Below are 15683 nucleotides of genomic sequence, written 5' to 3' on the forward strand. Positions count from 1 at the left end.
GAAATGTTTCTGTGTCTCAGGGATTTGATAATTCAATCATTGTCGAGGGGATGAGCCATGGCAGATCCGCAAGGAGCGACCACGGCAAGAACTGCGGAAAATTCGGCCTCTGCCGCCCGCAGAAGCGGCTATTGGCTGATCGCCGTCGTGCTGGCGATGCTGGCCGGGCTGCCGCTCGCTGTCTGGCTGGATATTAGCGACCTCTCTGAAAGCGCGCTGCGCCGGCAGGCGCGGGATATGAGTTCTCTCGTCACCAGCATACGCTCCTATTATTCGGCGAATGTCGTCGGCAGGGTCCTCGCCGCCCATCAGGCTGGCGATGTCAGCGGCACGGTCGTCTCGCATAACTATGCCAACATTCCAGGCGCCATTCCACTTCCCGCCACGCTTTCGCTGGAACTGGGCGATGTCATCAAGGAGCAGCAGGCCAACATCACCTATCGCTTCCTTTCTGACCTGCCCTTCAAGAATCGCGCGCCTCACGATCTCGACAATTTCGAAGCGGCATCACTCGCATCCCTGCGCGCCAATTCCAGCCAAACACTGACTGACCTCACCCGCGTCGGATTCACCGATACGTTGCGGCTCATCACGCCTGTGATCATGGGCCAGGCTTGCGTCGCCTGCCATAACACGCATCCTGAAAGCCCGAAAAGGGATTGGAAGGTAGGAGATGTGCGCGGCATTCAGGAGGTCATCATCCGCCAGCCCTATGCAAGCAATGTTCTCGCCTTCAAATATCTGCTCTGCTATTTCTTCTTCGTCGCCATCATCGGCATCAGCTTCATTTTTCTGCAACGCCAGCAGACGCGTGTCATCCACAGTGCCAACCGCGACCTCGAAGCGGCGAACGAGTTCCTCGCCAGCGTCTCCCTGAAGATTTCCCGCTATCTGTCGCCGCAGATCTACAAGAGCATCTTCAGCGGCCAGAAGGATGTGGTCGTTCATACCGAGCGAAAACGCCTGACGATCTTCTTCTCGGACATCAAGGATTTCACCGCCACGACCGAGCGCCTGCAGCCGGAGGCACTGACGGAAATGCTGAACGAATATCTGACCGAAATGTCGACGATTGCACTCAAGCATGGCGGCACGGTGGACAAGTTCATTGGCGATGCCATGCTGGTCTTCTTCGGTGATCCGGAAACCAAGGGGGCAGAGGAAGACGCAAAGGCTTGCCTGCGCATGGCAGTCGACATGCAGCGCCGGCTCGGCGAACTGAAGGAAAGATGGCGTCGCAACGGGACGGAAGAGCCCTTCGTCGTTCGCATGGGAATTAACAGCGGCTATTGCAACGTCGGCAATTTCGGCAGCAGCGACCGCATGGACTATACGATCATCGGTGCCGAAGCGAACCTTGCCGCACGTCTGCAATCGATCGCCCAGGGTGGAGAAATCGTCGTCAGCTACGAAACCTATGCGCTGGTGAAGGATATCGTCGATGCCCATCCTTTGCCGCCGATCACCATGAAGGGCATCCAGCGGGAGATCGTACCCTACGCCGTGGACGGACTGATGCTCGGCGCCGATCACAAGAGCCGCGTTCTCAGCGAACATCTCGCAGGACTGGACCTGCATCTGGACACGGCTCGGCTTGAGCCGGCGGACCGCGCCCGTGTTGTCGCCACGCTGAAGGAAGCGATCGCCGCTCTGGACGAAACGAAGCCTGAGAAGGCCCGCCCCTAGCTCCTTTTAGGCACGGGCGGGATTTTTCCGCGCGGGCGCATATCCCGTCTGGACTTCATTCCGTCGATCTGATATCCCGCAACACCAATCGCAAGGCCGCGGCCGCGCGAACGTTATTTTTTTGCCCCAGGCGCTGCGCCGCCTTTCGGCATCAACCAAACCAAAGGAACGTGATTCTCGTGCAGGTACTTGTCCGCGATAACAATGTTGACCAGGCTCTCCGCGCTCTCAAGAAGAAGATGCAGCGCGAAGGCATTTTTCGCGAAATGAAGATGCGCGACTACTACGAAAAGCCGTCGCAGAAGCGTGCTCGCGAAAAGGCCGAGGCTGTTCGTCGTGTTCGCAAGCTGGCCCGCAAGCGCGCTCAGCGCGAAGGTCTGGTTGCACGCTAAGGCGGTGCCGTCGTTTTTTCGACGTTTTCAGATGCATGTGTGGCGGGGGCGATAGGTTTCGCCGCCGCCTTTTTTAATTTTCTGCTGAAGATTGCATATCCGCTTTGCCGGATATGGTGCATGGGGGAAAGCGAGCCCGAATGGCTGTCATAAACTTCTATCCGTCCCGCTCGTCGCGTTCGCAGAAATCGGCCGTATTCGCCTCGCTGGCACTTGCCGCGGCGCTCGGCCTTGCCGGTTGCGAAACGACCAACACGTCGGATGCTGTGATCCGCATCGACAAGGCGCAGGGCTCACAGGAAAACATTGCGTCGCTCACGGCCGTCATCAACGCCAATCCGCGCGATCCGGAAGGCTACAATGTTCGCGGTTCCGCCTATGGTCGCGCCGGCGAATTCCGCAAGGCGCTCGACGACTTCAACACCGCGCTGCAGATCAACCCGCGCTTCTTCCAGGCCTATGCCAACCGCGCGCTGGTGTACCGCAACATGGGTCAGCAGCCGCAGGCGATCGCCGACTACAATGCCGCCCTGCAGATCAATCCGAGCTATGACGTCGCCTATATCGGTCGCGGCAACGTCTATCGCATGGCCGGCCAGGACGATCAGGCCTTCAATGATTTCTCAAAAGCGATTCAGCTCGGCACCACCGATGGTCGCGCCTATCACAATCGCGGCCTGATCTACCAGAAGCGCAATCAGCAGGATAAGGCGATCGACGACTTCTCGAAGGCGATCTCGCTGTCGCCGAACTCGCCCGAGCCCTATAATGGCCGCGGCATTTCCTATATCGCGCTGAACGACAACGACAACGCATTCGCCGACTTCAATCACGCGATCGAGCTCAACGGCAATCTTGCCGAATCCTGGGCAAACCAGGCTCTCGTCTATGAGCGCCGTGGCGAAAAGGACAAGGCAATCCGCTCCTATCGCCACGCTGTCGGCCTCGATCCGAAATATCAGCCGGCAAGGGACGGACTTGCCCGCGTCGGCGGCACGACCGGCTAACGGACTCGAAAAGGGAGGGCGACGATGACGGCGAAACCGCATGTGATCGTCGTCGGCGCAGGCATAATTGGCGCCTCCATTGCCTGGCATCTCACACGCAAGGGTGCAACGGTCACCGTCGTCGGCGAGGAGCTTGGCGGAGTGGCAACGCCCTGTTCCTTTGCATGGATCAATGCAAGCTGGGGTAATCCCGAATTCTATTTCCACTTTCGCCGCCGCGCGATGGCCGAGTGGAAGCGGCTGGCGCGGGAACTGCCCGGCCTGCCGCTTCAATGGTGCGGCGGTCTCTGCTGGGATATGCCCGCAGCCGATCTCGAAGCCTATGCCGACGAACACGGCCGTTGGGGCTACGGTATCAGCCGGCTGAACCGGCAAGAAAGCACGCTGATCGAACCCGGCCTTGGCGAATATCCTGATTTCGCCCTCCATGTTGCAGAAGAAGGCGCGGTGGAGCCTGTTGCCGCAGCACGTTTGCTGCTCGCGGATGCCAAAGCGCATGGCGCGACGTTCGTTCATGCCACGGTCAACGGCCTGCTCCAAAGTGCTGGACGCATCGTCGGACTTGTCACCTCGGAAGGCATGCTCGAAGCCGATCATGTCGTACTGGCCGCAGGGGCAGGCGCAGTTCCGATCGCCGCCTCGGCAGGAATAACGTTGCCGCTGTCAGCACCCGCCGGTCTGATCGTACACTCCCGTCCTGTCTCCAAACGCTTGAACGGTCTCGTCATGACACCCCGTCTGCATATGCGCCAGACGGCGGAAGGCCGCATCATCGCTGGCTCGGATTTCGGTGGCGGCGATCCGGGTGAAGATCATCGGGCAAGTGCAGCGGAACTCTTTGCACGCGTGAAAGCGACGATCTTGGACAATGCCGATCTGAAGCTCGATTTCTTCACGGTCGGTTTTCGCCCGACTCCTGCCGATGGTTTTCCCATCATCGGCAATACTGGCTTGCCGGGTCTCTATGTAACGGTGATGCATTCCGGCGTCACGCTTGCTCCGCTTGTCGGCCTGCTTGCCGCCGACGAGCTTCTGTCAGGCAAGAATGACGAAAGCCTTCTGCCCTTCCGATTGCAACGCTTCCGCCGACCGGTAGCAGTCCATTAAATATTGACGATTTTGCACCTGACTATTTTAGTAGGTTGCAACCAAATGCCCCGCCCCATAACATGACCGTGCTTTGATGGCAGGCTATTGGGCGGTACGGATGTAAGGGGCGTTTGCGAGCGATGCGGATTCTTGCTTTCGTTGGACTCTGCGAAACCGAGCTTCCCCAGCATCCCACCCCGGCAGTTCGGGGGCGACATCGATGAGGTTCGCCACACGTCTTTTTCCGAAAGCTTCGATCGGGACATATCTCATCGCCATGGCAGTGGCGATCGCCTTGCCGATCTTCGCTTTCGTTGCCCTTCTTCTCATGCAGCTGGAGGACAACCAGCGATCTACGCTCAAGCGTGAAACCGCACAGGATGCGCTCGCCCTCTCACGCACCATCGACCGCCAGCTTCAGGATATGGCAACGACATTGCGGCTGCTGTCCTCCTCGCCGGAGCTGGAAAGCGGCGACTATGAATCTTTCTACAATCGCACGGAAACCGCGCTGCGCGGCGATACGCTTTATGTGATTGCCGTCGACAGGACCGGGCAGCAATTTCTGAATACCCGTCGCGCCTTTGGCACGCCGCTCGGCAAGACGACGAACATCGCGGCTTTGGAGGCCGCGATGAAGTCCGGGCGGATCGAAGCCTCCGATGTCTTCATGGGCGCAACGAGCGGCATGTGGGTCTATAACGTCACCCTGCCGCGCGATGACGATCCCGTCTCCGCATTGATCATCACCCAGAATGCCAACGACCTTGCAAGACTCGTCACGACAGAGGGCCTTGCCTCCGGCTGGTCGGCGGCCGTCATCGATCAGGGAGGCCATGTGGTAGCGAGCCGAGGCCCTGCCAATCTGCAGCCTGGCGAACCCTTCGACCCGCGCATTCTGCCCTCGCTCGTCGCATCCAGCGGCGTATTTGAAGACAGCGATATTCTTCCGCATGCCCTGTTGGGCTATGCGCAAATTCCCGGCTGGTCCTGGAAGACGGTGGTATGGGGGCCGATTGCCACCGCACAGGCACCGATCCTCAGCACCTGGCGCTTCCTTCTGATCGGTGGCCTTGTGCTGCTGCTCGTCGCCGTGCTTGCTACCTATGCCGTTGCCCGGCAGGTCCGCTCCACGATCCGTGAAATTGCCGACATGGCGAACCGGCTTGGCGAAGGTCACATCGTTTCGCCGGTCGAAACCAGTGTCATCGAGGCCAACCAGGTGGCCATTGCACTGTCTAATGCCTCTTTCGACCGCAGTCAGAGCGAGGACCGGCTGCGCTTCGTCATGCATGAGCTGGTCCATCGCACAAAGAACCTGCTGACGCTCGTTCTCGCCATGATGCGACAGCTCTCCAAGCAGGCAGACAGCGTCGAGACATTTCGCCTGGCCGTCGCCCATCGCCTCGAAGGGCTCGTCCGCTCGATTGAGCTTCTGACAGGCGAACAGTGGTCCGGCGTCTTGCTGCATCGCGTCATCGATATTCATCTCCAGGCTTTTCCCCAGGCCCGCGAGCAGGTGGAGATCGAGGGCAAAGATTTTATCCTCAAACCCGATGCCGTGCAGAACCTCGGCCTCGCGCTGCATGAACTCGCCACCAATTCGGTAAAATACGGAGCGCTCTCCGTGCCACAGGGTCGCGTACGCTTCGAATGGCAGCCGGCAGCGGACAATATGTTGCGCTTCACCTGGACTGAAAGTGGCGGGCCGCCGGTCAAACCGCCAGCGCGCACCGGTTTCGGCACGACCGTCATCAAGGCACATGCTGCTTCCGCTTTCCGGGGCAAGGTCGATGTCGACTTCCGTCCCGAGGGTCTCGTCTGGACCCTCACAGCCCAGCGTGGGACGATGGAGCGCGACTAGCGCAGCCGGAACAATCACTGCAACCACCCGTTTCGAACAGGTCATTCAAAAGGAGAAGGACCATGTTCAAGCAAACCGTGATTGCTGCGGCAATCGTTTCGGCCGCAGCCTGGGCCAGTTCGGCCGCAGCAGCCGACTATATTTCGCTTGGTCGGCTCGTCTGCGGATCGGATGGCGGCCAGGGACTGATCGTCACATCCGAGAAGAATCTGATCTGCACCTATACGCCTGCTTCGGGCGGCCCTAAGGCAGTCTATGCCGGCAAAATCGAGAAATTCGGCATCGATATTGGCCAGACCGGCAAGAGTGTAATGATCTGGCAGGTGCTCGCAAAGACCGGTACCAATATCCCGGATTTCGCGCTCGCCGGCGAATATTACGGTATCGGCGCAGACGCCAGCCTCGGTGCCGGCGGAGGTGCCAAGGTCATTGCCGGCGGCACGAACAAGGCCTTCATGCTGCAGCCGCTCAATGTGCAGGCCCAGGAAGGTCTCAATCTCGCCGTCGGCGTCGAGAAGATGACGCTTGTACCGGGCGAAATCTGACGGTTTGCAACAACAGGAGAAAAGCCCGCGAAAGCGGGCTCCTCGGTCAGTGCGCGATTGCCTTGTTGATCTCTTCGGTCACCTTCTTGGCGTCCCCAAGCAGCATCATGGTGCCGTCCTTGTAGAACAACGTGTTGTCGATGCCGGCGTAACCCGAGCCGAGCGAGCGTTTGACGAAGAGGCAGGTCTTGGCCTTGTCGACGTCAAGGATCGGCATCCCGTAGATCGGCGAGGTCTTGTCGTCACGCGCGGCCGGATTGGTGACGTCATTGGCGCCGATGACATAGGCAACGTCAGCCTGGGCGAATTCCGAGTTGATATCCTCAAGCTCGAACACCTCGTCATAAGGCACATTGGCTTCCGCGAGCAGCACGTTCATATGGCCAGGCATACGGCCTGCGACCGGATGGATCGCATATTTCACTTCCACGCCGTTTTTCTTGAGATTGTCGACCAGCTCGCGCAATGCATGCTGCGCCTGCGCCACCGCCATGCCATATCCCGGCACGATGATGACCTTGGAAGCGTTCGCCATCAGGTAGGCAGCGTCCTCCGCCGAGCCGAGCTTGACGGTCTTGTCCGAATTATCCGCCGCATTGCCGCCCGTCTCCCCACCAAAACCGCCCAGTATCACGGAGATGAAAGAGCGATTCATGCCCTTGCACATGATATAGGACAGGATCGCGCCCGAAGAACCGACCAGTGCGCCGGTGATGATGAGCGCCAGATTGCCGAGCGTGAAGCCGATGCCGGCAGCAGCCCAGCCCGAGTAAGAGTTGAGCATGGAAACGACAACCGGCATGTCGGCGCCACCGATCGGCACGATGAGCAGCACGCCGAGAGCCAGCGACAAGGCGACGACGGCCCAGAAATCGAAATGGCTTTCCGTTACCGCCAGCCCGACGATGAAGAGCACGATCAGGGCAAGCAGAGCGATGTTGATCACATGACGGAAGGGTAGCAGGATCGGCTTGCCGGACATGCGCCCGTCGAGTTTCAGGAAGGCGATGATCGAGCCGGTGAAGGTCAGCGCACCAATCGCCACGCCGATCGCCATTTCGATACGGGCTTCAGTGTGGATCTGGCCAATCTCGCCAATGCCGAAAGAGCCCGGCGTATAGAGGGCTGATGCGGCGACAAGAACCGCCGCGAGGCCTACCAGCGAGTGGAAACCGGCAACAAGCTGCGGCATCGAGGTCATCGCAATGGTGCGGGCGATATAGGCACCAGCGCTGCCGCCGATGGCAAGGCCGAGAATGATGAGCACGAAGCCGCCAAAATTCGGCGTCGCCAGCGCCAGCGTCGTGAGGATGGCGATCCCCATGCCGATCATGCCGTAGAGATTGCCCTTGCGGCTGGTGGCAGGATGCGAGAGCCCGCGTAGCGCCAGAATGAACAGGACGCCGGAGACAAGGTAGAGGAAGGCTGCAATATTGGTCATTCGTGCGGCCTCACTTGTCCTTCTTGCGGTACATCGCCAGCATGCGCTGCGTGACGAGGAAGCCGCCGAAGATATTCACCGAGACAAGCACGAGCGCCACGAAACCGAAGCCGGTGGCAAGCCCGCTGCTCGAGATGCCGACGGCAAGCAGAGCCCCGACGACGATGACCGAGGAAATCGCGTTGGTAACGGCCATCAGCGGCGTATGCAGTGCAGGCGTGACCGACCAGACGACATAGTAGCCGACGAAGATCGACAATACGAAGATCGCGAACTGGAAGACGAAAGGATCGATCGCCCCGCCAGTGGCAGCACTTGCCGCTTCCGGCGCCTGGGCAGCAGCGGTGATGACCGCGGTAACGGCCTGGTCGAGCTGCTCCAGAGCCTTGTCCATTGCTTCACTGGCCATCAGTTATCCCCCTTCTTGGCGCCGCCGAATGCCGGATGCACGACATCCCCCGCATAGGTCAGCATCGTCGCCTTGATGAGCTCGTCCTCGAGGTTGAGCACAACCGATTTCGTTTCCTTGTTCACCATCGTCTCCAGGAAAGTGACGAGGTTCTTGGCGTAGAGCGCTGAGGCGCTGGCCGCCACACGGCCCGCCATGTTCGGAAAGCCGATCACTTTCACACCTTCGACATCGGCGATCTGGCCTGTAACCACCCCTTCAATATTGCCGCCACGCTCGACCGCGAGATCGACGGCAACTGCACCGGGCTTCATCGAAGCGAGCATCGCGCGCGAAACGAGCCGCGGCGCCGGACGGCCGGGAATGAGAGCCGTGGTAATGACAATGTCCTGCTTGGCGATGTGTTCGGCCACAAGTGCGGCCTGCCTGGCCTGATAGTCGGCCGACATTTCCTTGGCATAGCCGCCAGCCGTTTCCGCCGCCTTGAACTCGTCATCCTCGACGGCGATGAACTTCGCGCCAAGAGATGCAACCTGTTCCTTTGCCGCGGGGCGAACGTCGGTTGCCGAAACGGCGGCACCGAGACGGCGCGCCGTCGCAATCGCCTGGAGGCCTGCAACGCCTGCACCCATGACGAAAACCTTGGCGGCAGGAATAGTGCCCGCTGCCGTCATCATCATCGGCATCGCCCGGTCGTAAACGGCGGCTGCCTCGATAACCGCTTGATAACCTGCAAGATTTGCCTGCGATGACAGCACGTCCATCGACTGCGCACGCGTGATGCGCGGCATCAGCTCCATGGCGAAGGTGGAAAGACCTGCCCGCGCCATCGCGGCGACCGCCTCGTCATTGCCATAGGGATCCATGATGGCAATGACGACCGCGCCGGTCTTATAGCCGGCGATCTCGCTTTCGCTCGGCCGGCGAACCTTAAGGATTACATCGGCGGACGCTGCATCCGCAAACGTGCCGATTGCGGCACCGACGGCCTCGAATTCACTGTCCGGAATGCGCGAAAGCGCCCCGGCGCCCGCTTCGACGATGACATCGAAGCCGAGCGCCTTTATCCTTTTCACGGTTTCGACGGACGCCGCAACGCGCGTCTCATCGCCCGTGATTTCCTTGGCTACGAAAACGATATTGGCCAACTGCCCCCTCCTCCGGGTCAGCTGGGCCGTGGCAGGCTGCTTGCCTGCACGGGCCAAGCATCTACATCACAAAATTCGGAAGACCGGGCCTTCCCGCGGGCCGCGTTTAGCGGAGCAGGAAGATGCCGGCGACGAGGATGATGAGGAAGACGAGGATGCCGCCGAGGAAACCGGCACCGCCGAAGAAACCGGCAGTCATGGCAAGCATCAGGGCGATCAGAAACATCGTGCCGTATTTCGTGCCGGCAATGAACATGTCGTACGTCTTTTCATGTTCCTTGTAGTCCATCGGCGCGCCGGTCTCGACCGGTCCGGTATGATGTTCGGCCATGAATATCGTCTCCCTGAAATGCCTTAGCGCTGCCTGATTCCCCCGCGTCAGCGAGGCAAATCCCTCTCCGCAGGGATTACACAATGACGGGCGAAAGCGCAATGCATGAGAATGCCGCAGGAACGCCTTCGCCGGAGGCGGAAAGGCGCTCCCTCGGGGAATCAAAGCGGCAGGTCAGTTCCAAGCTGGCCTTCCGGTACGAAGCGCGCGGTCGGGACGATAGTGAGAGAAGGCAGCGTGTTTTCCGGGCCGCGCGCGAACATCATCCGCTGCTCGCTGGCGCTGGAAATGAAGAACGGATAACGCGTGAGAAGCTTGCGGCCGACCTCGATGACATTGGTCGCCATCAGCGTCATATCGATCCCGTAATTCTTGGCCCTCTGGCCCGGCACAACGGTGTCGGCGTAAAAGACACGCTTGTAGAAGGCCGCATGCGGGGGACGAACGAACTGAAGCACCCGGTGCGCACGGAAATGCGCCGCGGCCACAATGCTCGGTCGCAACGTCAGGTATGGGATCCAGGTCAGATCGGCCGTCAGCTCCGGATCGGCAGCAAAACGCGCCGGGTCGATCAGGCTGAGACCGGCATCCAGCAACGCGTCTATCGCTTCCGGAAAGGCGCCGGCCGACTGGCTGACGCGATGATCAGGCGTCACATGGTGGATCCGGATCGTGCTGACCAGCTCGCCGTAATAATAGAGCCCGAAAACATAGGCATGGCTGTCGAAATCCGTATCGTCGAGCAGCCCCTTCGGTGCCAGGGCAAGCGTGTCATGCGCCTTGTAGGCCTTGTAACGCAGCCTCTCGACATCCTCCATGTCCTCGGTGCTTTCGACGCGGCGATATTCGACATTATCAAGAATTTCGAGAACCTTCTTCGAAAAGTCACTCGTACTCAAAGGGACAGACGCCATGGTGGACCCCGTTGTTAACGGGTCATTAATCATACCTCGCTCGATAAAGCGCAAGATTTGAAGAAAATTTTGGACGTATTTGAATTATTAAGGTTAACGGCCGTGAATATGCCCTCGGTCACACCGACAGGTAGCGCCGGATCAGGCGACTTTGGTGCGGCGACGCGGTGCCGTGCGGCGGTTGAGAGCCTGGGAGAGGATGCCGATTTCCTTCGAGGGGACTGGCGGGGAGAAGACGTAACCCTGAATGAGATCCGTGCTGCGGTGCTTGTTGAGAAGTGCCAGCTGCTCCGGGGTTTCGACACCCTCGACAACGATCTTGAGACCGAGCTCGCGGGCAAGGTGGACCGTGCCGCGCAACAGTTTCAGGCGACGTGTATCTTCGACGATGTTGCGCACGAAGGAGCGATCGATCTTGACGATGTCGAGCGGCAGCGTGTCGAGATAGCTGAGACTGGAGAAGCCGGTACCGAAATCGTCGATGGCGATGGTGATGTCGCGGCTGCGCAGCTCAGCGAGGATTGCGCGCACCACCGCCGGCTCGTCAATCAGACTGCTTTCGGTAATTTCCAGATGCAGGCGTGATGCTTCCAGACCGGAATGCGCCAACGCGTCCGAAACAACCGACAGGATGTCCGCATCGCGCAGGTCGCGTGCTGAAAGGTTGACCGAAACGGAAATATGATCCGGCCAGCTCATGCATTCTTCGCAGGCCTTGAAGAGCACGAACCGTGTAATCTGCGAGATGATGCCCATCTCTTCGGCGAGGCGGATGAAGACGTCGGGCGGAATGGAGCCCTTTTCCGGATGTACCCAGCGAGCGAGTGCTTCAGCGCATTCGATGCGCAGGCCATCAGCCCTGAACATCGGCTGGAAGACGAGGTGTAGCGAATTTGCGGCCACCGCCTCGCGCAGGTCCGCCTTGAGCTTCTGCTGCTCGATATAGCGGCCATCCATTTCGCGCTCGAAACCGGCAATCCCGCCCTTGAAGCGCGACTTGCTTTCGAACAGCGCAAGGTCGGCTTTGACGCTCCATTCGTCCATGGCGAAGGCGTCGCTCTCGAGGACGGCGTACCCGGCACTGAGCGAGACGAGGAAGGTTACCTCGTCAACTTCATATTGCCCCTGGATCGTCGCATGCAGCTTGCGGATGTCGGCATCCAGTATCTGTCGGTCACGCGCATGCGGGAAGAAGAGGATGAATTGGTCGCCCATCAGGCGGCCGACGATGGCGCTGCCGGCCATCTCCTTGACGCGCATGGCGATGGCGCAAAGCAGATGGTCGCCGGTTACGTGCCCCCGCATGTCGTTGACATGCTTGAACTCGTCGATATCGAGGATCATGAAGCCGACAGGACCGCGTTTCTTCGAATGTCTCGCCAGATAGTCCTGTACAAGGTGACCGAAATGCTCGCGGTTCGGCAGGCCGGTCAGGGCGTCGAAGCGCACCATGTGCAGGATCTTCTGCTCGGCCTTCACACGGCTCGAAACGTCTTCGAAGATCAATACCGCGCCACCATCCGCGCGTCGGCTTGCCGAGAATTCGAGCGACAGTCCCTCGGGGAAATGGATGAGCGTACGCGAAAGGCTGCCTTCGGCCACCTGTGTCAGTTGCCGCAGGATCAGCTCCGGCTGCGAAGCGTCCATGAAGCTGTACCGCGCGCCATAGCGCAACACAGCGCCGAGATCGCGATCCTTCAATCGATCGGGTGCGCCAATTTTCAACAGTTCGCAGGCCTTGCGATTGATGACCTGGATCCGGTTCTCTTCATCGACCATGACGAGGCCGTGCGGCATATTATTCAGCGCCGTATCAAAGCGCTCGGCGATCGAGGCGATCTCGCGGCGTGCGATCACGTTCTCATAGAGGAACTCGCGCACGCCGGTGGCCATGGCCCGCGTCGTCAACCAGAACGGAATGAGGAAGACCGAAAGGATGCCGCGGTAGAAATCGAGCGTCATCACGCTGCAGATGATCATCGGCAGGCAGCAGGAGAAGGTCTGCAGGTCGACCGCCATGCGTGAGCCATAGTTGCGGCCGACGACCGAAACCATCGTCGCCATGGTCACTGCAATGCAGGCGAGCTCGGCAAAGGAATCACGCGTGAAAAAGATGGCATACCCGCTGCCGATGCCGAGAAGCGTGGTGATGCCGGCTGCGCCGACCACGAGAATCTTCTCCCAGCGCTCGATCTCGGCAAAAGAGAGCTTCTCCTTGTCTACCTTGTCGAAGAGGCGGAAAATCGCCATGCGGGCGCAGAACACCACAATGACGGCAACAGCCAGGAATATATAGACGGGAGACTCGGTCTTGGCGGCGACAGCCAGGAAAGTGGCGGAGTGTACGATGACGCCAGCCAGAAGCGTCATGCGATTCCCGGACAGGGAATTCACAAACGACAGATACACATCCTTAGGGACCCTATTCGGGTTATGTGGCTTCATCCATACTTTCCCTGTGCGCGGGAAATGTAAACCGAACCCTTTAAAAATTGATTTCAAACGGTTCAAACATTTGGTCAATTTTTCTAAAACCATAGGATGAACTACTCATCCATGGCGCGATATTGCAGCTTTACGGCGAGGATTTTAAAAAATATATCCAAGCCTGAGTTGCCGGAATTTTCATCGGCATCACCGGCGCTGGCCGCATAAGACTATACTCCAAGGCGGGCCATTTATCCTTCCAATTTCAAAAACCCTGGTTTACACCGATTGAAGGGGAGAACTGCCGAAAACGGCAAGACAATAAGGGGAGGCGAATGTCGGTATTCCTGGCCGTCAGCCGACTGATCGACTCGATCAGTGAATTCATTGGAAAACTATCAGAATACATGGTGCTTCTCTGCTGCCTGATCAGCGCCGGCAATGCGATTGTACGCTATGCATTCAACTATAGCTCGAACGGTTGGCTCGAGATCCAGTGGTATCTCTTCGCCTTCGTCGTGGTACTCGGTGCCTCGCATGCGCTGCGCAATAACGAGCATGTCCGCGTCGATTTGATCTATGGGTCGGTTTCCGAAAGAGGGAAGATCTGGATCGACATCGTTGGTCTCATCCTCTTCCTCATTCCCGTCTGCATCTTCCTCACCTGGGTCTCGTGGCCCTTCTTTGCGCTTTCCTACCGGCAGGGGGAAATATCGGGCAACGCTGGCGGACTGATCCGCTGGCCCGTCAAGCTCGTTCTTGTCGCCGGTTTCGCGCTGCTCTCCCTTCAGGGCGTTTCGGAGCTGATCAAGCGGATCGCAGCCGTTACCGGCCATATCAGCATCGATACGAAGTACGAAAAGCCGCTGCAGTAACGCGCGCCTGGAGGAACAGATTTGTTTGATTTCGGCATCATTCCGCCGGCCATGTTCCTGGGCATGGTCATTTTCATGCTCTACGGCTTTCCGGTCGCCTTTTCTCTCGCCGCCGTCGGCCTGTTTTTCGGCATCATCGGCATCGTTACCGGCCATTTCGACGAGGCCCTGCTGCAGGCCCTGCCGCTGCGCTTCTTCGGCATCGTCTCCAACGATCTCTTGCTTGCCATTCCCTTTTTCACCTTCATGGGCGCGGTGCTGGAGCGTTGTGGGCTGGCCGAAGATCTGCTCGAAGGTACCGGCAAGCTCTTCGGTGGTGTCCCCGGTGGCCTGGCCTATGCTGTCATCCTTGTCGGCGCCGTGCTTGGCGCTATCACCGGCACGGTCGCCGCCTCGGTCATCACCATGGGCGTGATTTCGCTGCCGATCATGCTGCGCTACGGCTACAACCCGCGCCTTGCCACCGGCGTCATCGCCGCCTCCGGCACGATCACCCAGGTGATCCCGCCCTCGCTGGTCCTTGTCGTTCTCGCCGACCAGCTCGGCAAATCGGTTGGCGACATGTATCGCGGCGCGATCGGCCCCTCGATCCTGCAGGTGGCGATCTTCGTCCTCTTCATTCTCGTGCTGTCGATCGTTCGGCCGAAATCGATGCCGCCGCTGCCAAAGGAGGTACGTGGCGATTTCAACTGGGCGCTGCTCATGAAGGTGCTGATGGGCATGGTGCCCTCGATCGTCCTGATCTTCCTGGTTCTCGGCACGATCTTCATGGGCCTTGCGACGCCAACGGAGGCCGGCGCGCTCGGCGTCGTCGGCGCCATGGCGCTCGCGGCCATGAACCGGCGCCTCACCTGGCCGCTGATCCGCGAGGCGATGACATCGACCACGCACATCACCTCCATGGTGGTGATGATCCTGATCGGCTCCACCTGTTTCAGCCTGGTCTTCCAAGGCATGGATGGTTCGCGCTGGATCGAGCACATGCTATCGGGCATCCCAGGCGGCCCGGTCGGCTTCCTGATCTTTGTCAACATCTTCATCTTCGTGCTCGCCTTCTTCCTCGATTTCTTCGAGATCGCCTTCATCGTCATCCCGATGCTCGCCCCCGTCGCCTCCAATCTCGGCATCGACCTGATCTGGTTCGGCGTGCTGATCTGCGTCAACATGCAGACGAGCTTCATGCACCCGCCTTTCGGCTTCGCGCTCTTCTATCTGCGTTCGATCGCCGGTCGCGAGGTCAAGACCTCGGATATCTACATGGGCGCGCTCCCTTGGGTCGGCATGCAGCTGATCCTGGTGGCGATCGTGATCTTCTGGCCGCAATCGGTGACCTACTGGCTGGACCACGGCCCGAAGGTCGACCCGAACTCGATCAAGATTGAAGTCCCGGGCTTCGGCGGCCAGCTCGGCCTGCCGCCATTGGGAGCACCAGGCGGCGGCGGTTCCCCGCAGATTCCGGGTCTGACCTTGCCGGCCTTGCCGAGCGCGCCCCCGTCTCCCCCCGCACAATAAGGAAAACAAAAGCCCCGGATCTTCATCCGGGGCTATCTTTTTG

The 15683-nt window shown here is 59.5% G+C and carries 14 protein-coding genes; 8 read left to right on the forward strand and 6 right to left on the reverse strand.

All coding sequences use genetic code 11. The features are described from left to right. Positions 1–57: 57 nt before the first annotated feature. The 6 genes from LVY75_29695 to LVY75_29720 all read left to right on the forward strand — a co-directional run bounded on the left by LVY75_29695 (position 58) and on the right by LVY75_29720 (position 6583). Positions 58–1686 (forward strand): adenylate/guanylate cyclase domain-containing protein, encoded by a 1629-nt coding sequence (locus LVY75_29695; GenBank protein XAZ22936.1) that lies wholly within the window; start codon positions 58–60, stop codon positions 1684–1686. A gap of 179 nt (positions 1687–1865) precedes the next feature. Then, on the forward strand, positions 1866–2078 hold the full coding sequence (gene rpsU, locus LVY75_29700) for a 30S ribosomal protein S21 (GenBank protein ID XAZ22937.1): 213 nt from the start codon (positions 1866–1868) through the stop codon (positions 2076–2078). Between the two features lie 140 nt (positions 2079–2218). Further along, positions 2219–3085, forward strand: coding sequence for a tetratricopeptide repeat protein (locus LVY75_29705; protein XAZ22938.1), 867 nt, complete (start codon positions 2219–2221; stop codon positions 3083–3085). Positions 3086–3109: 24 nt separating this feature from the next. Next, complete coding sequence (locus LVY75_29710) at positions 3110–4192, forward strand: FAD-binding oxidoreductase (protein ID XAZ22939.1); 1083 nt, start codon at positions 3110–3112, stop codon at positions 4190–4192. Positions 4193–4394: 202 nt separating this feature from the next. Next, entirely contained in the window at positions 4395–6038 is a 1644-nt protein-coding gene (locus LVY75_29715; protein ID XAZ22940.1) for a sensor histidine kinase, read from the forward strand. 62 nt (positions 6039–6100) lie between these two features. Further along, complete coding sequence (locus LVY75_29720; protein ID XAZ22941.1) at positions 6101–6583, forward strand: DUF992 domain-containing protein; 483 nt, start codon at positions 6101–6103, stop codon at positions 6581–6583. 46 nt (positions 6584–6629) lie between these two features. On the opposite strand, the gene LVY75_29725 is transcribed toward LVY75_29720, so the two are convergent. From LVY75_29725 to LVY75_29750, 6 genes are all read right to left on the reverse strand, one after another. Continuing rightward, positions 6630–8024 carry an NAD(P)(+) transhydrogenase (Re/Si-specific) subunit beta gene (locus LVY75_29725; protein XAZ22942.1) on the reverse strand — a complete coding sequence of 465 codons (1395 nt, stop codon included), beginning with the start codon at positions 8022–8024 and terminating at the stop codon, positions 6630–6632. A 10-nt stretch (positions 8025–8034) separates the two neighbouring features. After that, a complete protein-coding gene (locus LVY75_29730; GenBank protein ID XAZ22943.1) occupies positions 8035–8433 on the reverse strand; it encodes a proton-translocating transhydrogenase family protein in 399 nt (132 codons plus the stop codon). Next, positions 8433–9581 carry a Re/Si-specific NAD(P)(+) transhydrogenase subunit alpha gene (locus LVY75_29735; GenBank protein XAZ22944.1) on the reverse strand — a complete coding sequence of 383 codons (1149 nt, stop codon included), beginning with the start codon at positions 9579–9581 and terminating at the stop codon, positions 8433–8435. The genes LVY75_29730 and LVY75_29735 overlap by 1 nt, the downstream gene beginning before the upstream one ends. Positions 9582–9687: 106 nt before the next feature. Continuing rightward, on the reverse strand, positions 9688–9912 hold the full coding sequence (locus LVY75_29740) for an aa3-type cytochrome c oxidase subunit IV (protein XAZ22945.1): 225 nt from the start codon (positions 9910–9912) through the stop codon (positions 9688–9690). 161 nt (positions 9913–10073) lie between these two features. Next, on the reverse strand, positions 10074–10826 hold the full coding sequence (locus LVY75_29745) for a hypothetical protein (protein XAZ22946.1): 753 nt from the start codon (positions 10824–10826) through the stop codon (positions 10074–10076). A gap of 141 nt (positions 10827–10967) precedes the next feature. Further along, positions 10968–13271, reverse strand: a complete 2304-nt coding sequence (locus LVY75_29750; GenBank protein ID XAZ22947.1) for an EAL domain-containing protein — start codon at positions 13269–13271, stop codon at positions 10968–10970. A 317-nt stretch (positions 13272–13588) separates the two neighbouring features. Between LVY75_29750 and LVY75_29755 the strand changes: the two genes are divergently transcribed. Continuing rightward, positions 13589–14128 (forward strand): TRAP transporter small permease subunit, encoded by a 540-nt coding sequence (locus LVY75_29755; protein ID XAZ22948.1) that lies wholly within the window; start codon positions 13589–13591, stop codon positions 14126–14128. A 21-nt stretch (positions 14129–14149) separates the two neighbouring features. Beyond that, positions 14150–15640, forward strand: a complete 1491-nt coding sequence (locus LVY75_29760) for a TRAP transporter large permease subunit (protein XAZ22949.1) — start codon at positions 14150–14152, stop codon at positions 15638–15640. The last annotated feature ends 43 nt before the right edge of the window (positions 15641–15683 follow it).

Origin of the sequence: Sinorhizobium sp. B11 (assembly GCA_039725955.1) — a bacterium.
Taxonomy (GTDB): domain Bacteria; phylum Pseudomonadota; class Alphaproteobacteria; order Rhizobiales; family Rhizobiaceae; genus Rhizobium.